Source organism: Streptococcus mitis, from assembly GCF_002096835.1.
Lineage (GTDB): Bacteria > Bacillota > Bacilli > Lactobacillales > Streptococcaceae > Streptococcus > Streptococcus mitis_W.
In genome coordinates this window covers 169,783-194,776 of sequence record NZ_NCVG01000023.1, presented here as the reverse complement: position 1 = coordinate 194,776, position 24,994 = coordinate 169,783, and the positions used below count along the sequence as shown (strand labels likewise).

Below are 24,994 nucleotides of genomic sequence, written 5' to 3'. Positions count from 1 at the left end.
AAGTGAATATATTAGTTATAGGAATGTCTCCTGAATTGGCTGGAACTGAGACATTTATTTTAAATTACTTTAGAAATATTAACAAAGAAGAAATTCATTTTGATTTTATAAAACGTACTGAAGAGCCAATTATTTTTGAAGATGAGATATTGAGACAAAATTCTAAAATATTTTTTATACCTGAAAAGAGAGGTAACTTATCTCAATATTATAGAGAAATGGATAGTTTTTTTAAGGAAAATGCTGAGAATTACAATGTTATCTGGTGTAATGTAATGAGTGTTACAAATATAGATTTCTTAGTTTATGCTAAAAAATATGGAATTCCTCTAAGGGTTATACACAGTCATAACTCTAAATGGAATTGGGAAAAATGGAAATATTTTCTACATATTTTTAATAAAAAGCGATTAGCTAAGGTTGCAACCCATTATTTTGCATGTTCTAATTTAGCAGCTGATTACTTGTTTGATAAAAATATTAGAAATCAAGTTTCTATTATACCAAATGCAATTGAAGTAGAACAATTTACATTTTCTGAAAATGATAGGATTCAGTTACGTGAAAAATTAGGTTGGAAAGATTGTAAAATTATTGGGAATATAGGCCGTTTAAATCCTCAAAAAAATCAATTATTTTTAATAGATGTATTTGCTGAAGCATATAAAAAAGATAGTAGACTAAGATTGATTATTCTTGGTAAAGATAGCGAATTGAAATCCCAAATTGAAGAAAAAATTTATGGATTAGGTTTGGAAGGTGTAGTTTTATTGCCAGGTAGTCAAACAAATATCAAAGCTTGGTTAAGTGCTATGGATTTATTTATGTTACCTTCCATTTTTGAAGGACTTCCACTTTCTGCTTTAGAAGCACAGGCTAACGGATTACCAGTTTTAGTAAGTGATGCAATCACTACGGAGTTAAATATTACAAATAATGTAGAATATCTGTCGTTAGAAGAAACAACAGAAAATTGGGTAATGAAAATATTAGAGTTGGTGGATAAACCACGAATGAATTCAGATATAATTGAAAGAATTTTTAAAGAAAAAGGCTATAATATAAAATACCAAGCGCAGAACTTGAGAAAAACTTTAGAGGTATAAAATTGTATTATCAATTGATTGAATTATATGGTTCCTATAAACATGCAGGAAGTAAAGCGAAAAATGATTGTATAGAAATTCTAGACGAATTACATTTTAAAAAATTAACTTTATTACGTAAAGATGAGAGCAACATATCACGAATTGCTAAAATAAAGAGACAAATAGATTTATTTTTTCAATGGAGAAAAATATATAAACTTCTGTCAAGTAATGATACTTTATTAATACAACATCCATTCACCTATCGAGATATAGGAAGAGATTATTATTTAAAAAAAATAAAAGATAAGAATGTAACTCTTATCTCTTTGGTTCATGATGTAGAAGTGCTTAGAGATATTTTTATTGAAAGTAAATATAAGAAAGAATTTCAACAAATGATTTCATTAGCCGATTTTTTTATTGTCCACAATGATATAATGAAAAATTGGTTTATTGAACAACGAGTAGATTCGAATAAATTAATAACTTTGGAAATTTTTGATTATTTAAATCATAAACCTCTTTCTGAACAAGTGTATTTTGATAAATCTGTAACAATTGCGGGAAATTTGAGTCGTGAAAAGAGTCCATATATTTATGAATTGATTAAAATTAAAGATGTGCAGTTCAATCTAATGGGAATTAATTTTGTGTCTACTGAAAATGCGTCTAACATTCATTATTTAGGTGCTTTTGAATCAGATGATGTTCCAAATTATTTATCAAAAGGATTTGGTTTGGTTTGGGATGGAATAAGTATAGAAACTTGTGATGGCCCTACGGGAAATTATTTACGGTATAATAATCCACATAAATTATCGTTATACTTATCTTCGGGGTTACCTGTGATTGTATGGAAAGAATCTGCATTAGCTGAATTTATAAGTTCACAAAAGTTAGGTTTAGTAATTTCTAATCTTTATGAATTATCAGATATTTTAGATACAATCACTGAAAAACAGTATCAAGAATTTGTTAGAAATATTCAAGAAATAAGAGAAAAGCTAAAAAAAGGGTTTTATTTAAAAAAAGCAATAAACGAAATACTTTCTTAGTGAATGGAAGGAGAAATTAATGCTTTATTTTTCATTTATTATGAGTCTATTTTTATTTTTTATAAATTTCAATTTGACGCAGAGAGAATATTTACATCCTTCTAATATTTACTATGTAATTTTTGTTGTGACACAATTTTTTTGTATATTAGGACAGGAATATTATGGGATATCTTTTAATGGAGGAACTGTGTTCATTATCTTATCAACAATGATAGTGTTTACAGTGATTTCATTACTTTCTAGAAAAATTTTAATGCCGAACGCAAGGATTATAAGTTTAAATCCAAATGTAATAGAATTTAACTTTTGGTTAAAAGCAATTGTGCTAGTAATTCAAATTGTGACAATATTTTATTTTTATAATTTTATTAATAGGTTATTTATAGCAGGAAATGGTTATAGTGGGAGTTTACCTGAGTTGATAAATTATTATGATCAAATTCTTAAATTTAATTCAATTAGAGGGAGAGAATTAAATATTTCCGTTGCTAAAATTTATTATTACCTTAAAGCTTTCACAGATGCTAGTTCTTACATTGCTTTATATTTACTAATTAAAAAGTATTTAGTATCTAAAGTAGTGGACAGATTTTTTTTACTAATTGTTGCGAACTATTCTTTCTTTTTACTATTACAAGGGAGTCGTAGTCCATTATTTCGATTGATAACAAGCGCAATGATATTGTGGTACTTTCTTTACTTTTACATAAATGATCGAAAGTTGAACATTAAATTTATAATGAAGATTATAAATTTAATGTTACTAATAGTTCCATTTTCGATATTGTTTTTATTCTTAACTGGCCGAAATGGTGATGGTGGGCAAATTGATTTACTTCAGTATTTATATATATATATTGGAGCACCCTTGTTAAATTTAAATAATTTTATTAGTAGTGCCTACAATTCTTTACCTTTATCTCACTTTTTTGGAGAACAAACATTTTATGGTGCCCATGCCATAATACAAAAACTATTTGGAAATTATTCATCTGCTATAGAGTATATTGTAGGTTCTGGTTCTTGGCAGAATGCTTCAAATGGTTTATCAACAGGCAATGTGTTGACAACTTATTATCCAGTTGTTTATGATTTTGGTATATTGGGAGTTCTTCCTATCTCTATAATTTTTTCTCTGTACTATATTTTAACCTATGATCGGTTATTATTGATAAAATCAAATAAAATTATTGATTTCAGATTGTTTCTATATTCATATTTAATTAATGATTTAGTTATGTTGATTTTTTCAAACAGATTTTTTGAAACGATATTATCAATTGAGTTTATAAGATTTTATATATTAGCAGCTGTAATTATTTATCTACTCAATAGAAGTTATAAAGGAATTGAAAATAAATAGATGCTCTAGTTTATTTAAAAAGGGGAAATAAAAAAATTAAGTGGAGAAAATAAATGAAAAACAATCAAATTAGATCGATTAAATACAATTTTGTCATGAATCTTATCTTGACAGCATCTAACTTTTTATTTCCTTTGATTACTTTTCCTTATGTTTCTCGTGTACTGCAAGTCGAGGCTAATGGAATATTAGCTTATGTGACCTCTATAGTAAGCTATTTTTCATTAGTAGCATCCTTGGGTATTCCAACGTATGGAATTCGTGCTGCTGCAACTGTTCGTGATGATAAACGCAAGCTGTCAAAAGTTGTACAGGAGCTACTGATAATTAATATTGTTTTAGTTGGGTTTGTATTAATTATTTATTTTATTATGCTTTTTACATTTCCTTCAATGCTTGTTTATAGAGAGCTATTTTATATAAATGCCATCGGTATTGTTTTAAATGTACTAGGTGTTAACTGGTTTTTTCAGGCTATTGAGCAATATGACTATATAACAGTTAGATCTATTATATTTCGTATTTTTTCAATAGTATTAATGTTTATATTTGTTCACCAACCGAGCGATTATATTATATATGGATTAATTTTAGTGTTTTCAAGTGCTGGTTCGAATATTTTAAACTTCAAGCGTTTATTTAAGTACATAACCCTAAAAAAACAGGATAAATATGAATTCGTGCCACATTTTAAGCCTATTTTAATTTTATTTGCTCAGTCATTGGTTATTTCAATTTATACAAACTTGGACTTAATTATGCTAGGGAGTATAAAAGATTCTTATGAAGTTGGGCTGTATACAGCAGCAACAAAGCTAAAACTAATTTTATTAAGTATTGTGAATTCATTAGGAAATGTTTTATTACCACGGATGTCCTATTATGCGAAGAGAAATATGAAGGAACAGTTTGAACGTATCACGGCTCAAGCCATAAACTTTACGTTGTTTATTAGTTTTCCATTAGCTGTATTTTTTACTTTAAATGCTAAGGAAAGTCTTTTTCTTCTCGCAGGAGAGCAGTATCTGGGTGCAGTACTTAGTATGCAGTTTTTAACAATTGCAGTAATTCCGATAGGAATTACTGGAATATTAGGGATTCAAGTATTAACACCTTTGGAGAAAGAAAAATATCTTTTAATTTCAGTTATTGTTGGTGCAGTTATTGATCTACTATTAAATTTTATCTTAATTTCGTCCTATGGTTCAAGTGGAGCAGCGTTTGCCACTATGATTGCTGAGTTTGCTGTCTTGTTTGTTCAAATTTACTATACGAGAGGTTTACTCTTTAAAATAGCACATCAAATAGTTGGGATACGCTATCTATTTACCGTTAGTATAAGTGTTTTAGGAATGATTTTAGTAAAGAGCTTACAACTAAGTTATTTTTGGTTATTGTGTGTGGAAGGAATTATTTTCTTCGGAAGTTATGCTGTGATTCTAGTATTATTAAAAGATGATTTCATTATTAATTTTCTTGAAAATTTTTATAAGAAATTAAAAAAATTTTAACTAATTATTTTTGAAAATGTAATTTTAAAGGAGGACATCTATGTACGATTATCTTGTTGTTGGTGCTGGTCTTTTTGGTGCAGTTTTTGCACATGAAGCAGCCTTAAAAGGAAAAAAAGTAAAAGTCATTGAGAAACGAAATCATATCGCAGGTAATATCTATACTCGTGAAGAGGAAGGAATTCAAGTTCACCAGTATGGTGCCCATATCTTCCATACTTCTGATAAGGAGATTTGGGACTATGTAAATCAGTTTGCAGAGTTTAACCGTTACACAAACTCTCCAGTTGCAAATTATAAGGGAGAGATTTATAACTTACCTTTTAATATGAATACCTTCAATAAACTCTGGGGAGTTGTGACGCCAGCAGAAGCACAGGCTAAGATTGATGAGCAACGTGCTGTTTTAAATGGCAAAACTCCTGAAAATTTGGAAGAACAGGCTATTTCTCTTGTAGGTACAGACATCTATGAAAAATTAATCAAAGACTATACAGAGAAACAGTGGGGCAAGCCAACTACGGAACTTCCAGCCTTTATCATTCGCCGTTTGCCAGTACGCCTGACCTATGATAACAACTATTTTAATGATACCTATCAAGGGATTCCAATTGGTGGATACACTCAAATAGTTGAAAAAATGTTGGATCATGAAAACATTGATGTAGAAACAAATGTTGATTTCTTTGAGAATAGAGAGCAATATCTGAAAGATTTTCCTAAGATTGTCTTTACTGGTATGATTGATGAATTCTTTGACTATAAGTTAGGTGAATTAGAGTACCGTAGTCTTCGTTTTGAAAATGAGACCTTGGATATGGAAAATTACCAAGGGAATGCAGTTGTGAACTATACGGATTCAGAAACTCCATATACTCGCATTATTGAACACAAACATTTTGAGTTTGGGACTCAACCAAAGACTATCATTACTAAAGAACATTCGAAAACATGGGAAAAAGGTGATGAGCCATATTATCCAGTAAATAATGATCGTAATAATCATTTGTATAAATCATATAAAAAACTGGCTGATGAGCAAGGAAATGTTATCTTTGGAGGTCGTTTAGGACACTATCGTTACTACGATATGCACCAAGTAATTGGAGCAGCTTTGCAGTGCGTGAGAAATGAGTTAGATTAAACAACTAGAACTGTTACCAGTTGCTATTTAGAAATGTTATTGATAATTCCTTGACTACACAATGTAGTTGAGGGATTTTTTTATATTATTCATATTTTCGCAAAGTTGTTGTTTAAAAAATAATTTTCTAAAATTCAGAAAATTCTATTGACAGAACTTAAAAAAGGGTCTATAATGGATAGAAAAACAAAGGAGAGTACTATGAAAACAAGGAAAGTATTGGCTCTTGCGGGAGTCACTTTATTAGCAGCAGGTATCTTAGCTGCTTGTTCTGGGGGCTCAGGTGCTAAAGGTGAGCAGACTTTTGCATTTACCTACGAGACAGACCCAGATAACCTCAACTATTTAACAACTGGTAAGGCAGCGACCGCTGACATTACTAGTAATGTGATTGATGGATTGCTTGAAAATGATAAATACGGGAACCTTATTCCCTCAATGGCAGAGGACTGGTCAGTTTCTAAGGATGGCTTGACTTATACTTATAAGATTCGTCAGGATGCCAAGTGGTTTACATCTGTATGCTCCTGTTAAGGCTCAGGACTTTGTGACAGGTCTTAAATATGCGACAGATAAGAAATCTGAAGCCCTATACTTGGTACAGGATTCAATTAAAGGTTTGGATGCATACGCTAAAGGGGAAAATAAAGATTTCTCTCAAGTTGGGATTAAAGCGATTGATGATCAAACAGTCCAATACACTTTGAACAAACCTGAAAGTTTTTGGAATTCTAAAACAACAATGGGTGTTTTGGCACCAGTTAATGAAGAGTTTTTGAATTCAAAAGGGGATGATTTTGCTAAAGCAACAGATCCAAGCAGTATCTTGTATAATGGTCCTTATTTGTTGAAATCGATTGTGACCAAATCTACTGTTGAATTTGCGAAAAATCCTAACTAATGGGATAAAGACAATGTCCATATTGACAAAGTCAAATTGTCATTCTGGGATGGTCAAGATACTAGTAAACCTGCAGAAAACTTTAAAGATGGTAGCCTTTCAGCAGCTCGTCTCTATCCAACAAGTGCAAGTTTCGCAGAGCTTGAGAAAGAGATGAAGGACAATATTGTCTATACCCAACAAGACTCTACGACTTATCTAGTGGGAACAAATATTGACCGCCAGTCCTATAAATATACATCTAAGACTAGTGAAGAACAAAAGACTTCAACTAAAAAGGCTTTGTTAAACAAGGATTTCCGTCAGGCTATTGCCTTTGGATTTGATCGTACAGCTTATGCCTCTCAGCTAAATGGACAAAACGGTGCAAGCAAAATCTTACGTAATATTTTTGTACCACCAACATTTGTCCAAGCAGATGGGAAAAGCTTTGGTGACATGGTCAAAGAAAAATTGGTGACTTATGGGGATGAATGGAAGGATGTGAACCTTGCTGATGCCCAAGATGGTCTCTATAATCCAGAGAAAGCCAAGGCAGAATTTGCCAAAGCTAAGGCAGCCCTTCAAGCTGAAGGCGTAACCTTCCCTATTCACCTAGATATGCCTGTTGACCAAACAGCAACTACAAAAGTTCAACGTGTCCAATCTATGAAACAATCCTTGGAAGCAACTTTAGGAACTGATAATGTCATTATTGATATTCAACAATTGCAAAAAGATGAAGTGCTTAATGTCACTTTATTTGCACAAACTGCTGCTGGCGAAGATTGGGATCTTTCTGATAACGTTGGATGGGGGCCAGACTTCTCAGATCCATCAACTTATCTTGATATCATCAAGCCTTCTGTAGGAGAAAATACGAGAACTTACCTAGGATTTGATTCAGGAAAAGACAATGAGGCGGCTAAGAAGGTTGGTCTCAATGATTATGATAAAATGGTCAATGAAGCAGGGGAAGAAACTACAGATGTTACAAAACGTTATAACAAGTATGCCGAAGCTCAAGCATGGTTGACAGATAGTGCCCTAGTCATTCCAACGACATCTCGTACAGGGCGTCCAATCTTGTCTAAGATGGTACCATTTACTTTACCTTTCTCTTTCTCAGGTAACAAGGGGACAAGCGATCCGCTCCGATACAAATATCTTGAACTTCAAGACAAGGCAGTCACTGCAGATGAATATCAAAAAGCTCAAGATAAATGGATGAAAGAAAAAGAAGAATCCAATAAAAAAGTGCAAGAAGAGCTTGCAAAACATGTGAAATAAGATAAAAAGAAGTTAGTTGTTAGCTAACTTCTTTTGGTTGCTAGAAAATAGATTGATGCCTATCCTATGTTCGATATTGCGAATTGTATTTTATTGTAGAAAAAATCCTGAGTTTTTACTCTCAGGATTTTCTTTCATCTCACTGTTGTGGTTGCTGTTGAACTTGTGGATTTTGTGGCGTTGGTTGTACTGGTTGTGTTGGCTGACCAGACTGACCAGCTTGTCCTTGATTAGGATCAGTGGCTGGAGCATTATTGGGTTGTTGACCAACCGTCGTACTTGCTTGTGTAGTTGAACTTTCAGCTGTTGTACTTGGGTTCTCTACTATTTGTGTTTGTTGTGTAGATTGATTATTCCAAGTGTTTTTTGCACTATTTTGGAAGACGAATTCTCCATTTCTATACAAGCCCTCTGGCATCGTCCAATCTCCAGGTTGGTCATCTTCTGATAGATACGATATCATTGAGCGATAAACCTTAGCAGCAACTAGGAAACCATCTCCAATGATTGGAGTTAAACGATTTGAGTAACCAGTCCATACAGCCATAGAATACTTACGAGTATAACCTACAAACATTTCATCTGGAGCTACGTAGCCAGTGTTCTTGATATACTTTTCAATTTCGTCGTCAGTATAGTTAGAAGTACCTGTCTTACCTGCTTGTGGAAGCCATGGTAGGTAAGCACCACGTCCGGTTCCGTATGCTAAAACAGTTTTCATCATTTCGGTCATCATATAGGCAGTAGTTTCTTTCATAGCTCGTGTACCAGTATCAGAAAATTCTTTTTCACTACCATCACTAAAGACAATCTTATTGATATACATTGGTTTGTGGTAAGTACCACCATTAGCAAAGGCGGCATAAGCAGCAGCCATTTTTTCACTACTTGCACCGTATTGTTTGTTAGATTCTGTTGTATTACTTGAAATGGCGTTAGCATAGTGGATGCTTGGATAATCGATACCTAAGCCATTTAGGAAGGTTTTCGCTCGATCTAAACCAACTTTATTTAAAGTTTCAACTGCTGTAACATTACGTGATTGTTGGAGTGCATACTGAATTGTAATATTCCCAAAGTAGCCATGATCCCAGTTGTAGACAGGAGTATCAGTACCAGGATAGTTATAAGGAACATCATGTACAATAGAAGCAGTAGAGTCATAGACTCCATATTCTAAAGCGGGAGCATAGTCAGTGATTGGTTTCATAGTAGAACCCCAGTCACGGTTGGTTTCAACGGCTTGGTTGATTCCGAAAGATACATTACTTGATTGGTGACGGGCACCTAACTGAGCAATGACTTTACCATTTGTTACATCCACAATAGTGGAAGCTACTTGAAGTTCATCATCCGGATAAGCAACGTACTCATCTGTATTGTAAACATCCCAAAGTCGCTGTTGAACATCTTTGTCGACATTAGTATAGACTTCCATACCTGTGGTAAGAAGGTTGTAGCCCGTTTCTTGTTCGACTTGGTCGATTACTTCTTTGAGATAGTTGTCCATATGGGCAGGGTAACTATTGGCTGACTTCAAGCTTTGAAGTCCATCAGTGATAGGCGTATTAATAGCTTTTTCGTAATCTTCTGCACTGATATATTTCTGTCCCTTCATTTCTGAAAGTACTAAGTTCCGACGCTCTAGAGCAGCTTCTGGGTGGGAATATGGATCATATTGGTTTGGTGCTTGAGGCATTCCGGCTAGGAGTGCTAACTGTGGTAAGCTTAAATCCTTCAAGTCTTTTCCATAGTAATTTTCGGCTGCGGTTTGCATTCCATAGTTACCGTTAGACATGTAGACTTTGTTTATGTAGTAGGTCAGGATTTCTTGCTTGGTTGCTTTTTGTTCTAGTTGAACGGCTAGCCAAGCTTCTTGGGCTTTACGTGACAAGGTTTGATCAGCAGTTGAAGTAGAGAAATAAGTTAATTTAATCAATTGCTGAGTCAAGGTCGAAGCCCCTTGTAGCCCTCCTTTCCCTTGGAGGTTTCTCAATGCTGCGCCCATGATACGAATGGTATCAACACCTCTATGATCAAAGAAACGGTGGTCTTCGATAGACACGATGGCCTTGACCAAATCAGTAGGAATTTCATTGGCTTGGGCATTTACGCGACGTTCAGATCCAAGGTCAGCAATCAGTTCGTTTTTATTGTCATAAATCTTGCTAGAGGTTGTCGCAACTAATTTACTTTCAGATAAGGCTGGAGCCTTGCTAACAAAGTAGAGGAAAAGACCTCCACCTAATAGAAATAGTGCGATAAATAAGGTGAGGAATGTAATTCCAATATACTTTAAGAACCGCAGAATAGTTTGTTTATTCATCTTGTTTTACCACCTAGTAAATGTTCTTTGATAATATCGAGATAGGGAATTTGAGGGAAAGCTCCTTGCTCAACCAAATATCCATATTCTTGAATATATCCAAGTGGCATTGATTTCTGTCCCTTATCTTGATGATAAAAGCGAATTAAATCAAGTGCCGGCAACAAATAAGTTTCTTGTTGAGAAGAAAAATGAAGCAGTACGAAGCAAATGCCCTGCTGTTCTAGAACTTGTTCCATATGTTGAATCTGGTGAAGATGGAAGTTCTTCATTGGGATAGCATTCTTTTGTCGCGTTTCTTTAGCTTCAAAGTCAATGTAATATCCTCTATACACGCCAGAGTAATCTGTTGTGGAAGCTTGTCTAAAATAGGCTTCTACAATTTTGGCCCGACTACGTTGAGGATAGTCTACTCGAACGATCTGAACAGGCGTTGGCTTTTTATGGATAACTGCCATGCCATGCGTTAGATAGTAGTCGTTGGTAGCGTTAATCATCTTTTCAAAAGTCATTCCTCGATTTGCGAAATTTTTTGGTTGAGAAATGGATGTTTGGCTTTTTTTCGATGAAATTTTATGAGGATAGTTGACCATATTTCTCCTTATTGGTACAATAACATCACTCTATTATACCATAAAAATAGAAAGAAAGGTGTAAAAATGACTACAGCTTTAATTATGGGATATTCTAATTTTGACTTGGGTCTGTTTAATGAAAAAGATATCAGATTAAAAATCATAAAGAAAGCCATTCGCCGTGATTTAGAAAGTTTAGCAGAAGAAGGGATTAAATGGCTGGTCTTTACAGGAAACTTGGGATTTGAATCCTGGGTGCTAGATGTCGCAAATGAAATGAAAGAAGAATATGATTTCAGCCTAGCGACCATTTTTGATTTTGAAACACACGGGGAAAATTGGAATGAAGCGAATCAGCTTAAACTTAACCAATTTAAGCAGGTCGATTTTGTCAAATATGCCTATCCTAAATATGAACACATGGGGCAACTACGAGACTACCAACGATTTTTGCTGGAAAATACTGACTTAGCTTATTTTTTCCATGACCCAGAAAATGAGACCAAATTAAAATTTATGGACAATTTGATGAAAAACCAGGCAGGTTATCGCATAAAAAGGTTAACGTTTGAAGACTTAAATGAGCTAGCAGAAAATTTTTCTGAAAAGTAAGGCTTTGACCTTGATTTTTGTATGCCTTTTTTTATATAATAATACTATTAGAAACCGAGAATGGAGAGAGAGATGGCAAGTATTATTTTTTCAGCGAAAGATATTTTCGAGCAAGAGTTTGGACGTGAAGTCCGTGGATATAGTAAGGTTGAAGTTGATGAATTTTTGGACGATGTCATCAAGGACTACGAAACTTATGCTGCCTTAGTCAAGTCTCTCCGTCAAGAAATTGCAGAGTTGAAGGAAGAATTGTCTCGCAAACCTGAATCTGCACCGGTTCAAGCAGAACCTCTTGAAATGACAGCTACAACTTCTATGACGAATTTTGATATTTTGAAACGTCTAAATCGTCTTGAGAAAGAAGTGTTTGGCAAACAAATTTTGGATAACTCTGATTTGTAAGAGCTTATTTGAAAAGTGCAATTTTTGGATAATCGCGTGAGGAGAATTTCTTTTCATGAGGAAAGTCCATGCTAGCACAGGCTGTGATGCCTGTAGTGTTTGTGCTAGGCGAAACCATAAGCCTAGGGACGAGAGATCGTTACGGCAGTCGAAATGGCTAAGTCTTTGGATAGGTCGGAGTAGGCTTGAAAGTGCCACAGTGACGGAGTCTTTCTGGAAACGGAGAGAGTGGAACGCGGTAAACCCCTCAAGCTAGCAACCCAAATTTCGGTCGGGGCATGGAGTACACGGAAACGAACGTAGTACTCTGACTGCTATCAGCTGTAGGCTGTTAGTGGTAGACAGATGATTATCGAAGGGAGTGGTCCTAGTCACTTCTGGAACAAAACATGGCTTATAGAAAATTGCATATAGGTTGGGGCTGAGAAATTTTCTCAACCTCATTTTTTAAAGTGGACATATAGAAAGGTCTTATAAGACTGTAAAATGAAAAAAGAATTTAATTTAATCGCGACTGCGGCAGCTGGTCTTGAAGCTGTTGTGGGACGAGAAGTGCGAGAGTTGGGCTACGATTGTCAGGTTGAAAATGGTCGAGTTCGTTTTCAAGGAGACTCGAGAGCCATCATCGAAACCAACCTCTGGCTCCGTGCAGCAGACCGTATTAAGATCATCGTAGGAACTTTCCCAGCTAAGACTTTTGAGGAGCTGTTTCAGGGAGTTTTCGCCCTAGATTGGGAAAATTATTTACCGCTTGGCGCTCGCTTTCCGATTGCCAAAGCTAAATGTGTTAAATCTAAACTGCACAATGAGCCAAGTGTACAGGCTATTTCAAAGAAGGCTGTTGTTAAGAAATTGCAAAAACATTATGCCCGTCCAGAAGGTATTCCCTTGATGGAGACTGGTCCTGAGTTTAAGATTGAAGTTTCTATTCTGAAAGATGTGGCAACTGTCATGATTGATACGACAGGATCTAGTCTCTTTAAACGTGGCTATCGTACTGAAAAAGGTGGCGCTCCTATCAAGGAAAACATGGCAGCAGCCATTTTACAACTCTCTAACTGGTATCCAGACAAGCCCTTGATTGATCCGACCTGTGGTTCGGGAACTTTCTGTATCGAGGCAGTTATGATTGCTAGAAAGATGGCGCCTGGTCTTCGTCGCTCCTTTGCCTTTGAGGAATGGAACTGGATTAGCGATCGTTTGATCCAAGAAGTACGCACTGAAGCAGCTAAGAAAGTAGATCGTGAACTGGAACTGGATATCATGGGTTGTGATATCGATGCACGTATGGTGGAAATTGCTAAGGCCAATGCTCAGGCAGCAGGTGTTGCAGGAGATATTACCTTTAAGCAGATGCGCGTGCAGGATTTACGTTCCGATAAAATCAATGGAGTGATTATCTCTAACCCGCCTTATGGTGAACGCTTGTCAGATGATGCAGGGGTTACCAAGCTTTATGCTGAGATGGGGCAAGTATTTGCACCGCTGAAAACGTGGAGCAAGTTTATCCTAACTAGTGATGAAGCCTTTGAAACCAAGTACGGTAGTCAGGCGGACAAGAAGCGTAAGTTGTACAATGGAACCTTAAAAGTTGATTTGTATCAATATTTTGGTCAGCGTGTTAAACGCCAGGAAGTAAAGTAGAAAGGGAAACTCATGAGTAAGAAGAGACGTAATCGTCATAAAACAGAACATAAAGAAGCGCAATTTGATTTTGATGAAGCCAAAGAGCTAACAGTTGGAGAAGCTATGCGAAAAAATGAAGAGGTGGAAGCAGGTGTATTGCCTGGAGATTCTATCTTGGACAAGTATGTGAAACAACATAAAGATGAAATTGAGGCAGATAAGTTTGAAACGCGTCAGTTTAGCAAGGATGATTTAGTTGAAAAAGAGGAGGTAGAAGAGATAGAGGAGACTCAGACTCTAGATAATTTACTTCAAGAGCTTCGTGAGGGAACCGGAATAACTTCTCCAGCTCCAGAAGATGAATTGCGTCAGTTTGATGATTTAGAATTAACAAGAGTTTCAGAAACTCCTCTTGTCGAAGAATTTGAGACTGAAGAGGTACCATTGGTTGGAGCGGAAGAGGCTCTCACACGTTCTCGAGTGACGGATAGTGAAGATGGAAAAAGTAAGAAGAAATGGGTGCTTTACGGTATTCTAGCAGCATTAGTGGTTCTTATCCTTGGAACTGGTTATTATGTTTATCGTCAAGTGGCTCGTTCGACCAAGGAAATCCAGACTTCTCAATCAACTACAAACACGCAGTCAGATGCAGAAGAATTCAATAATTTATATGATGGCTTCTATACAGATAGTAATAAAACAGCTTTGAAGAATAGCCAGTTTGATAAACTGAGCCAACTGAAGACCTTGCTTGATAAGCTAGAAGGTAGTCGTGAATATACGCTTGCCAAATCTAAGTATGACAGTCTAGCGACTCAAATCAAGGCCATTCAAGATGTCAATGCTCAATTTGAGAAGCCAGCTATTGTGGATGGTGTTTTGGACACTAACGCTAAAGCTAAATCAGATGCTAAATTTACAGATATTAAAACTGGAAATACGGAACTTGATAAAGTTCTAGATAAGGCTATCAGTCTTGGTAAGAGCCAGCAAACAAGTGCTTCAAGCTCAAGTTCAAGTGAAACTAGCAGCTCAAGCTCTCGTCAAGCAAGTGAAAATACTGCTAATGAAACAAGTCCAAGTAGCTCAAATACTGCATCAACCGAAACTAGAAGTACTCGCAGTGAAGTCAATATGGGTGTATCAAGTGCAGGAGTTGCTGTTCAAAGAAGTGCGAGTCGTGTTTCTTATAACCAGTCTGCTATTGATGATAGCAATAACTCTGCTTGGGATTTCGCGGATGGTGTCTTGGAACAAATTCTAGCGACTTCACGCTCACGTGGTTATATCACTGGCAACCAATACATCCTTGAACGTGTCAATATCGTTAATGGTAATGGTTATTACAATCTCTACAAGCCAGATGGAACTTATCTCTTTACCCTTAACTGTAAGACAGGATACTTTGTTGGAAATGGTTCTGGACATGCGGATGACTTGGACTATTAAGCAGTCGTTACAAAATTCTTTCTTTTCAAAAGTAAAAATGATAAAATAAAACAAATTAAACAAGAGGAGTGTCAAATGACAAAAGCTAACTTTGGTGTTGTTGGTATGGCCGTAATGGGTCGTAACCTTGCCCTTAATATTGAATCTCGTGGTTACACAGTTGCTATTTACAACCGTAGTAAAGAAAAAACGGAAGATGTGATTGCTTGCCATCCTGAAAAGAACTTTGTACCAAGCTATGACGTTGAAAGTTTTGTAAACTCAATCGAAAAACCTCGTCGTATTATGCTTATGGTTCAAGCTGGACCTGGTACAGATGCTACTATCCAAGCCCTTCTTCCACACCTTGACAAAGGTGATATCTTGATCGACGGAGGAAACACTTTCTACAAAGATACCATCCGTCGTAATGAAGAATTGGCAAACTCAGGTATCAACTTTATTGGTACTGGAGTTTCTGGTGGTGAAAAAGGTGCCCTTGAAGGTCCTTCTATCATGCCTGGTGGACAAAAAGAAGCATACGAATTGGTTGCGGATGTTCTTGAAGAAATCTCAGCTAAAGCACCAGAAGATGGCAAACCATGTGTGACTTACATCGGTCCTGATGGAGCTGGTCACTACGTGAAAATGGTTCACAACGGTATCGAGTACGGTGATATGCAATTGATCGCAGAAAGTTATGACTTGATGCAACACTTGCTAGGCCTTTCTGCAGAAGACATGGCTGAAATCTTTACTGAGTGGAACAAGGGTGAATTGGACAGCTACTTGATCGAAATCACAGCTGATATCTTGAGCCGTAAAGACGATGAAGGCCAAGACGGACCAATCGTAGACTACATCCTTGACGCTGCAGGCAACAAGGGAACTGGTAAATGGACTAGCCAATCATCACTTGATCTTGGTGTGCCATTGTCACTCATCACTGAGTCAGTATTTGCACGTTACATCTCTACTTACAAAGAAGAACGTGTGCATGCTAGCAAGGTTCTTCCAAAACCAGCTGCCTTCAAATTTGAAGGAGACAAGGCTGAGTTGATTGAAAAAATCCGTCAAGCCCTTTACTTCTCAAAAATCATTTCATACGCACAAGGTTTTGCTCAATTGCGTGTAGCTTCTAAAGAAAACAACTGGAACTTGCCATTTGCAGACATCGCATCTATCTGGCGTGATGGCTGTATCATCCGTTCTCGTTTCTTGCAAAAGATTACAGATGCTTATAACCGTGATGCAGACCTTGCTAACCTTCTTTTGGATGAGTACTTCTTGGATGTTACTGCTAAATACCAACAAGCAGTGCGTGATATCGTAGCTCTTGCGGTTCAAGCTGGTGTACCAGTACCAACCTTCTCAGCAGCTATTACTTACTTTGATAGCTACCGTTCAGCTGACCTTCCAGCTAACTTGATCCAAGCACAACGTGACTACTTTGGTGCCCACACTTACCAACGTAAAGACAAAGAAGGAACATTCCACTACTCTTGGTATGACGAAAAATAAGTAGGTCTGCCATGGGGAAACGGATTTTATTACTTGAGAAAGAACGAAATCTAGCTCATTTTTTAAGTTTGGAACTCCAAAAAGAGCAATACCGAGTTGATCAGGTTGAGGAGGGGCAAAAAGCCCTCTCCATGGCTCTTCAGACAGACTATGACTTGATTTTATTGAATGCTCATCTGGGGGATATGACAGCCCAGGATTTTGCAGACAAGCTGAGTCGAACTAAACCGGCTTCAGTCATTATGGTCTTGGACCATCGCGAAGACTTGCAAGATCAGATTGAGGCAATCCAACGCTTTGCCGTTTCTTACATCTATAAGCCAGTTATTATTGAGAATTTGGTGGCTCGTATTTCAGCGATTTTCCGAGGTCGGGACTTTATCGACCAACACTGTAGTCAGATGAAGGTTCCAACGTCTTACCGCAATCTGCGTATGGATGTAGAACATCATACTGTTTATCGTGGCGAAGAGATGATTGCTCTGACGCGTCGTGAGTATGATCTTTTGGCTACTCTTATGGGAAGCAAGAAAGTCCTGGCTCGTGAGCAGTTGTTGGAAAGTGTCTGGAAGTATGAAAGTGCGACAGAAACAAATATTGTGGATGTCTATATCCGTTATCTACGTAGCAAGCTTGATGTAAAAGGTCAAAAAAGCTACATTAAAACCGTGCGTGGTGTTGGTTACACCATGCAAGAATAGAATGGCAAACCGTGCGTGGTGTTGGTTACACCATGCAAGAATAGAATGGCAGTCATGCTCGTGTAACTGCTTTTTGAGCTCCATACTATCTGTAGCAGGAATCCCTGAATAATAGATAGTATGGAGCTTTTTTGAATAGCTATAAATGATGGCTTGTAATGGTCCAAAGGTCTGGTCAGGGAGAATGATTTCTTCTTGACCATAGTTTATTCTCAATGAAAATCAAGGAGCAAACTAGGAAGCTAGCTACAAGTTGCTCAAAACACTAGTTTTGAGGTTGCAGATGGAAGCTGACGCGGTTTGAAGAGTATTTGTAACTGATGAACTTTACTTTCATAGTTCCCTATTTTTTGGTACTCAAAAGAAATGGCTTATATGTAGGATAAGTTGACATGTTCTTTATAAGTATTCAAAAAATGGCATTTATCATAGTCTTGAAGAAAAGGAAAATTTTATTTTTGTTTTAACGTTATAATATAATAAATGGTTTAAATCCTGAAATATTCTGAAAATAATGGAAAATAATAAAAAATAATTAATATAATTGACAAATCTGCTAATGTGAATTATAATATTGATTGTATGTGTATGTGTATGTGTATGTGTATGTGTATGTGTATGTGTATGTGTATGTGTATGTGTATGTGTATGTGTATGTGTATGTGTATGTGTATGTGTATGTGTATGTGTATGTGTATGTGTATGTGTATGTGTATGTGTATTACATGCTATTTTTTAGATATCAAAAGGAGAAAATGTGATGTATTTTAATCGTAAAAATGCAGAGCAAAAGAACTGGAGAATGATCAAAAAAGGGAAGCATTTCCTATTCGGTTGTTCTCTTGTTTTTGCAGTCGGAGCTAGTTTAGCTACCCAAGTGGTTCATGCAAACACAGCAGAAACTACTGTAGCAAACAACTCGACTACTGGGGATGTTAAACCTACACAGAACGGAGATGGCAAGACTTATGAGGCACCTGCTGTAGCAGAAAACAAGCCAGAAGTTGCTGGAACACCGGCTGTGTCTACAACAGAACCAGCAGTAGCGGCAAAACTTGATGGAGAAACTGCAAAAGAAGTTAAAGCTTTAGACAAAACTAAACTAGAAAACTACATTGCAGAAATCGAAGCAAAATTAGCTAACGGAACATACGAAAACAAAACTGAAGAAAGTGTTGCGGTACTAAAAGCTGACTTAGAAGCTGCAAAAGCTACATTAGCAAACGCAACAACTCAAGGTGAAATCACAAAAGCTTACAATAAACTTGTAACTACAGCTAACACTAAATTAAAAAATAAACCTGTAGAGAAAAAAGAAACTCCAGCAGTAGACACTACTAATGGAAAAGAAACTGTAGGTAAAAAAGCAGAAAACACTGAGAAAAAATCAGAATCTAACTCAATCGAAAACACAGGATCTAACGACCCACGTAACGGTAAAGCATTAGATAAAAATAATGCTTTTAGGGCGGAAATTGCCTATAATATTGATTCTCAGGGGAACGACTATGGGAAAAAAGACAGTGTTATTACTAGTGGTATAAGAGGTTCATCTGAATCTGGTAATGCAATAACTGCTGTTAATTCCGTAATGAAATATAGAGCTCGTTACAATACAGATGCTACTGGGAAAATTACTTCTGTAGACTGGCAAGTTTTTTTCAATGATCATTTACAAAATTTCGCTAATGACTATGGAGTAAAGAATGAAGTGTTCCGAAACTACATTCAGATTCCTAATGAAGTGAATATGCCTACGGATATTCGCCGATTGCAATATAGAGCGGAAATGAAATTTGTAGACAGAAAATATCAACTAGTTGGCGGAGATGGAAGTGCTCTTAGTGATACTGTAACTTTTGATAACCCTACTCCAGCCACAGCAGCAGGACGTGCTCTTGCTAAAAATGAGAATTTGACAATAAATGGTAGTTGGGACAATTATACTAGAGGACTAGATACTCTGTATAATAATACTAGTTTCTATTATAAGGATGCTGTAAAAGACGAGATATCTGATACAAAAAATTTAGTAAACTCAAATGCTTTGCCAGGTAAGCGTGTTATCTATGATAATTCGAATACGGGTGGTAACTATAGAGACGGTTATGTTTGGGAGTTTACAACAACAGTTCCTGATAGAGTAACAAATGAACAGTTGAAAAATATGAAGGTTTCGATGGGAATGTTGAGTACAGGGACAGCAGGAGTTGACCACGGTTTCCACAGAATTGCAGAGAACCCTGTAAATCTATCAAAAGCTGATGTTACCCCTCCAACTGTAAAAACTCAAACAGTTAAAGTTAATGAACAACCAAAAGCAGAAAATTCAATTGCTAACTTCAAAGATCTTCCTGCTGGAACAAAAGCTGAGTTCAAGACACCAGTAAACACAGCAACGCCAGGAGAAAAAACAGCAACAGCAGTTGTAACATACTCAGATGGTTCGAAGGTAGAAGGACCAGTAAAAGTAATTGTTGAGAAAGAAGCAGCAACTCCAGCAGCGCCAACAGCGCCAACAGCACCAGCAGCGCCAGCAGTACCACCAACAGTAGAGATTAAATACTCAGATCCAGCGCCTAATAAAAAAGAAGTATATGTATATGCATCAGAAGTTAATTCATTTGATATTAAAATCAAAGATGATAGCGGAAAAATTGCAAGTGCTGAGTTAAGAAGAGGAAGTAACCAAGAATTTAAAGACGTAGCAGGAGAAACTAATAAACAAGATACTCAATACGGATTTACTGCGAATAAATTTACTTCTGAAACAACGGCAACAGCAGAGAATCCAGCTGTTATCACGTATACTGGTACTCCAGCACCAGAAGGAGATTTTACAAAAGAAAAATTTGAAAAAGCAATTCAAGATGGAGGAACTCCACTAGGATGGCGTTTTGTAAAAGCCATTGATAAAGATGGAGCAGATGCTAGAGGAAATGGTAGAGATGCTACTGACCCAACTGCGGTTAATGTAATTCTTAAACCTCAAACTTTAAAATATGATATCCAAACTCCAGCAGAAGCTGACAAAGTAGTTGTATCAGATGTTAACAATGTTACTGATAAAGAGTTTGAAAAAATTAAAGAGAAAGTTAAAGTTGAATATTCTCAAAACAATCCAGATGCACGTTTAGCTGACAAAAAAGGTAAAGAAGTAGAAGCTGCTTCAAAAGTTGTTGATAAAGTAGAAAAAGAAGGAAACAATCTTGTTGTAACCTATAAAGATGGTTCTCAAGATAAAAAACCATTGTCAGAATTTGTACGTACAAATGAAAAACCAACAGTAGAAATTCAATATTCAGATCCAGCGCCTAATAAAAAAGAAGTGTATGTTTACGCATCAGAAGTGAATTCTTTTGATATTAAAATCAAAGATGATAGTGGTAAACTTGCAAGCGCTGAGTTAAGAAGAGGAAGTAACCAAGAATTTAAAGACGTAGCAGGAGAAACTAATAAACAAAATACAGAATATGGATTCACTGCGAATAAATTCACTACTGAAACAACAGCAACAGCAGAAAATCCAGCTGTTATTACATATACAGGTACTCCAGCACCTGAAGGGAAGTTTACAAAAGAAAAATTTGAAAAAGCAATTCAAGATGGAGGAACTCCATTAGGATGGCGTTTTGTAAAAGCCATTGATAAAGATGGAGCAGATGCTAGAGGAAATGGTAGAGATGTTACCGACCCAACTGCGGTTAATGTAATTCTTAAACCTCAAACTCAAAAATATGATATTAAAACTCCAGCAGAAGCTGACAAAGTAGTTGTATCAGATGTTAACAATGTTACTGATAAAGAGTTTGAAAAAATTAAAGAGAAAGTTAAACTTGAATATTCTCAAAACAATCCAGATGCACGTTTAGTTGATAAAAAAGGTACAGAAGTAGAAAATCCAGCGGACCGTATTGCTTCTATTACTAAAGACGGAAACGATGTAGTAGTAACTTATAAAGATGGTTCTAAAGATACAAAACCATTATCAGAATTTGTAAATAAAGTACCAACAGTTGAACTTCCATATTCAAATGCAGACAAACGTCAAATCTATGTTTACACTGGTGAAAATACTGACTTAACATTCAAAGCTTCAGATGATGCAGAAGTTAAAGATTTGTACCTACGTGGACCAGGTGGTGTTGGAAATGATAACGCTGCAACGTTTGGATTTACAACAGGTAAGATTGACAACGGTGCTGTTACAAACGGAGAGGGAACAGTATCTGCTGACAAGAGAACAGCAACTATCAAGATGACAGGTGTTACAAATCTTAAAGCTCCAAACCAATGGACAAGTTTCATTGAAGCTAAAGATAATGAAAACATCAAATCAATGACAGGTGCAGACTACAATGCTTCAACTGATGATGCAGTACGTCAACAAAAACCAGGATATGTTCAATTCGTTGTTAAATCTCAAACAGATAAGTACGATATCAAGGCACCAACAGAAAAAGTTGCCGTAGCAGATCCAGCAAACGTAACAGAAGCTGATTTAGCTAAAATCAAAGAAAAACTACAACTTGAGTACAAGAAAGATAACGACGATGCGAATATCTCAAAAGATGCTCCAGTTACAGATAAAGATGCTAAGATTAAATCAGTAACAAAAGATGCTAAAGGAAATCTTGTAGTAACATATACAGATGGTTCTACAGATAAACACCCATTAGCAGACTTTGTTACTAAAGATACAACAGCTCCAGCTAAGCCAAATGCAGGTAACGATGTGGTTAAACCAGCAGATAAGACTGTGGTAGCGAACCCAGAAAAACTTACAGATGCTGAGAAGAAAGCCATCGAAGACAAAGTTAAAGCCGTGAATCCAGGTGCGACTGTAGTAGTAGACGATAAAGGAAACGCTACAGTGACAACACCATCAGGAAACACAGCCGTTATTCCAGCAGCAGACTTAACTAAGACAGCAGACGACGCAGCTAAGCCAAATGCAGGTAACGATGTGGTTAAACCAGCAGATAAGACTGTGGTAGCGAACCCAGAAAAACTTACAGATGCTGAGAAGAAAGCCATCGAAGACAAAGTTAAAGCCGTGAATCCAGGTGCGACTGTAGTAGTAGACGATAAAGGAAATGCGACAGTTACAACACCATCAGGAAACACAGCCGTTATTCCAGCAGCAGACTTAACTAAGACAGCAGACGACGCAGCTAAGCCAAATGCAGGTAACGATGTGGTTAAACCAGCAGATAAGACTGTGGTAGCGAACCCAGAAAAACTTACAGATGCTGAGAAGAAAGCCATCGAAGACAAAGTTAAAGCCGTGAATCCAGGTGCGACTGTAGTAGTAGACGATAAAGGAAACGCTACAGTGACAACACCATCAGGAAACACAGCCGTTATTCCAGCAGCAGACTTAACTAAGACAGCAGACGACGCAGCTAAGCCAAATGCAGGTAACGATGTGGTTAAACCAGCAGATAAGACTGTGGTAGCGAACCCAGAAAAACTTACAGATGCTGAGAAGAAAGCCATCGAAGACAAAGTTAAAGCCGTGAATCCAGGTGCGACTGTAGTAGTAGACGATAAAGGAAACGCTACAGTGACAACACCATCAGGAAACACAGCCGTTATTCCAGCAGCAGACTTAACTAAGTCATCAGAAGATATCTTTAAACAACGTCCATATGTACCATCAAATGGTGGAGGCAATAACAGTGGTAACGGAAACGGAACTTCTGGCAATAACGGAGCTACTAACACTGATGCAAAAGTGGATAAAGCGAAGTTAGAAGGTGCTATTCGTCAATTAGATGAATTGATCATCAAAGAATCAGCTAAGCTTGATGCAGAAACTGCAAAAGAAGCGAATGACTTATTAGCAGATGCTAAGAAAGTATTTGCCAATGCAGACGCAACTCAAGCAGAAGTGAATGCAATGGTTAAACGTATCGAAAACTTCATGGCGAAAGTTGCTTCATCAACTGATCATGCAACTCCAGCTAATGACCAAGCTGCCCAAACACCAGCTGTAGCTCCAGCTACTGCTCAAGCAGCAGCTAATGCTGGTCAAACAGCATCAGCACAAGCAAATGCGCGTAAAGCAGCTAAAGAATTGCCAAATACAGGTACAGCAGATTCTACTGTAGCTATGGTAGCAGCAGCCGCAAGTGCATTACTTGGTCTTGGTCTTGCAGGTCGACGTCGTAAAGAAGATGAAGAAGCTTAATTGGTAGATTGTTTGATGAACATCAGACGATAAGTCCGATTTTCAAAGTTTAAACAAGTACCTCTCATAAGAAAATCTCCTAGCAGGAAAGCCTGCTAGGAGATTTTACTAGTGAATCAAATGATAGTTCGTTATTATATTATTTTAAAGCTGTCATATTGACATACAATTGAATTTTTGCTAGAATCCTTGCAGGAGGATACGTCTAATGAAAATAATAAAAAAATTGATGCAAATCGCATTAGCAGTCTTTTTCTTTAGCTTACTGGCGACAAGTACAGTATTGGCGGATGATACTGATTCAGAGGGTTGGAAATTTGTCCAAGAAAACGGAAGAACCTACTACAAGAAGGGGGACCTCAAAGAAACCTACTGGCGAGTGATTGATGGTAAGTACTATTATTTTGATCCTTTATCTGGAGAGATGGTTGTCGGCTGGCAATATATACCTGCTCCACACGAAGGGGTTACGATTGGTTCTTCTCCAAGGCAAGATATTGCTTTTAGACCAGATTGGTTTTACTTTGGTCAAGATGGGGTACTACAAGAATTTGTTGGTAAGCAAGTTTTAGAAGCAAAAACCGCTACAAATACCAACAAACATCATGGGGAACAATATGATAGTCCAGCAGAGAAACGAGTCTATTATTTTGAAGATCAACGTAGTTATCACACCTTAAAAACTGGTTGGGTTTATGATGAGGGGCACTGGTATTATTTACTGAAGGATGGTGGATTTGATTCTCGCATCAACAGATTGACTGTTGGGGAACTAGCACGTGGTTGGACCAATGATAACTCAACTTGGTACTATCTAGATCCAACAACTGCTGCAATGCAAACTGGTTGGAAACAACTTGGTAATAACTGGTACTATCTCCGTTCATCAGGAGCAATGGCAACTGGCTGGTATCAGGAAGGTTCAACTTGGTATTATTTAGATCAGCCAAATGGCGATATGAAAACTGGTTGGCAAAACCTTGGGAACAAATGGTACTATCTCCGTTCATCAGGAGCAATGGCAACTGGTTGGTATCAAGATGGTTCAACTTGGTACTACCTAAATGCAGGTAATGGCGATATGAAGACAGGCTGGTTCCAGGTCAATGGGAAATGGTACTATGCTTATAGCTCAGGTGCTTTGGCAGTGAATACGACCGTAGATGGCTATTCTGTCAACTATAATGGCGAATGGGTTCAATAATGAAAGAAGCGATTGTGAAGGAAACAATCGCTTTTTTTGTGAAAATATAATAAAATAGATAGGAGAGAA

Annotated in this window: 15 protein-coding genes, 1 other RNA gene and 1 pseudogene; 15 read left to right on the top strand and 2 right to left on the bottom strand. The window is 36.8% G+C overall.

Going from position 1 to position 24,994, the window contains the following annotated elements:
- Window positions 1-2: 2 nt before the first annotated feature.
- The 6 genes and pseudogenes from B7699_RS07790 (at window position 3) to B7699_RS07765 (ending at window position 8,337) form a co-directional block, all read left to right on the top strand.
- On the top strand, window positions 3-1,106 hold the full coding sequence (locus B7699_RS07790; protein WP_239822217.1) for a glycosyltransferase family 1 protein: 1,104 nt from the start codon (window positions 3-5) through the stop codon (window positions 1,104-1,106).
- Between the two features lie 2 nt (window positions 1,107-1,108).
- Complete coding sequence (locus B7699_RS07785) at window positions 1,109-2,146, top strand: glycosyltransferase (RefSeq protein ID WP_239822216.1); 1,038 nt, start codon at window positions 1,109-1,111, stop codon at window positions 2,144-2,146.
- Between the two features lie 19 nt (window positions 2,147-2,165).
- Window positions 2,166-3,512, top strand: a complete 1,347-nt coding sequence (locus B7699_RS07780; protein ID WP_084927855.1) for an O-antigen polymerase — start codon at window positions 2,166-2,168, stop codon at window positions 3,510-3,512.
- A gap of 53 nt (window positions 3,513-3,565) precedes the next feature.
- A complete protein-coding gene (locus B7699_RS07775; RefSeq protein ID WP_084927854.1) occupies window positions 3,566-5,023 on the top strand; it encodes a flippase in 1,458 nt (485 codons plus the stop codon).
- Window positions 5,024-5,063: 40 nt separating this feature from the next.
- A complete protein-coding gene (gene glf, locus B7699_RS07770; protein WP_084927853.1) occupies window positions 5,064-6,167 on the top strand; it encodes a UDP-galactopyranose mutase in 1,104 nt (367 codons plus the stop codon).
- Between the two features lie 201 nt (window positions 6,168-6,368).
- Window positions 6,369-8,337, top strand: a pseudogene (locus B7699_RS07765) (peptide ABC transporter substrate-binding protein).
- A gap of 139 nt (window positions 8,338-8,476) precedes the next feature.
- Here B7699_RS07765 and pbp1a read toward each other — a convergent pair.
- Both pbp1a and recU read right to left on the bottom strand, forming a co-directional pair.
- The gene (gene pbp1a / locus B7699_RS07760) at window positions 8,477-10,663 is read right to left on the bottom strand and encodes a penicillin-binding protein PBP1A (RefSeq protein ID WP_084927852.1); all 2,187 of its coding nucleotides are present in this window, start codon (window positions 10,661-10,663) and stop codon (window positions 8,477-8,479) included.
- Window positions 10,660-11,256: a Holliday junction resolvase RecU gene (gene recU / locus B7699_RS07755; protein WP_084927851.1), complete on the bottom strand. Its 597-nt coding sequence runs from the start codon at window positions 11,254-11,256 to the stop codon at window positions 10,660-10,662. Before recU ends, pbp1a begins: the two co-directional genes overlap by 4 nt.
- Before the next feature lie 66 nt (window positions 11,257-11,322).
- Between recU and B7699_RS07750 the strand changes: the two genes are divergently transcribed.
- The 9 genes from B7699_RS07750 to cbpF all read left to right on the top strand — a co-directional run bounded on the left by B7699_RS07750 (window position 11,323) and on the right by cbpF (window position 24,925).
- Window positions 11,323-11,850 carry an SLOG family protein gene (locus B7699_RS07750; protein ID WP_084927850.1) on the top strand — a complete coding sequence of 176 codons (528 nt, stop codon included), beginning with the start codon at window positions 11,323-11,325 and terminating at the stop codon, window positions 11,848-11,850.
- A gap of 72 nt (window positions 11,851-11,922) precedes the next feature.
- Window positions 11,923-12,252 carry a cell division regulator GpsB gene (gene gpsB, locus B7699_RS07745; RefSeq protein WP_000146534.1) on the top strand — a complete coding sequence of 110 codons (330 nt, stop codon included), beginning with the start codon at window positions 11,923-11,925 and terminating at the stop codon, window positions 12,250-12,252.
- 20 nt (window positions 12,253-12,272) lie between these two features.
- Window positions 12,273-12,654, top strand: an RNA gene (gene rnpB / locus B7699_RS07740) — RNase P RNA component class B.
- An 84-nt stretch (window positions 12,655-12,738) separates the two neighbouring features.
- On the top strand, window positions 12,739-13,896 hold the full coding sequence (locus B7699_RS07735) for a THUMP domain-containing class I SAM-dependent RNA methyltransferase (RefSeq protein WP_049500299.1): 1,158 nt from the start codon (window positions 12,739-12,741) through the stop codon (window positions 13,894-13,896).
- Between the two features lie 12 nt (window positions 13,897-13,908).
- Window positions 13,909-15,327 (top strand): cell division site-positioning protein MapZ, encoded by a 1,419-nt coding sequence (gene mapZ, locus B7699_RS07730; protein WP_084927849.1) that lies wholly within the window; start codon window positions 13,909-13,911, stop codon window positions 15,325-15,327.
- Window positions 15,328-15,402: 75 nt separating this feature from the next.
- Window positions 15,403-16,827: an NADP-dependent phosphogluconate dehydrogenase gene (gene gndA, locus B7699_RS07725; RefSeq protein ID WP_000158778.1), complete on the top strand. Its 1,425-nt coding sequence runs from the start codon at window positions 15,403-15,405 to the stop codon at window positions 16,825-16,827.
- A gap of 11 nt (window positions 16,828-16,838) precedes the next feature.
- Window positions 16,839-17,528: a response regulator transcription factor gene (locus B7699_RS07720; RefSeq protein WP_084927848.1), complete on the top strand. Its 690-nt coding sequence runs from the start codon at window positions 16,839-16,841 to the stop codon at window positions 17,526-17,528.
- A gap of 760 nt (window positions 17,529-18,288) precedes the next feature.
- On the top strand, window positions 18,289-23,721 hold the full coding sequence (locus B7699_RS09815) for a Rib/alpha-like domain-containing protein (RefSeq protein WP_275655599.1): 5,433 nt from the start codon (window positions 18,289-18,291) through the stop codon (window positions 23,719-23,721).
- A gap of 208 nt (window positions 23,722-23,929) precedes the next feature.
- The gene (cbpF, locus tag B7699_RS07700; protein WP_084927846.1) at window positions 23,930-24,925 is read left to right on the top strand and encodes a choline-binding protein CbpF; all 996 of its coding nucleotides are present in this window, start codon (window positions 23,930-23,932) and stop codon (window positions 24,923-24,925) included.
- The last annotated feature ends 69 nt before the right edge of the window (window positions 24,926-24,994 follow it).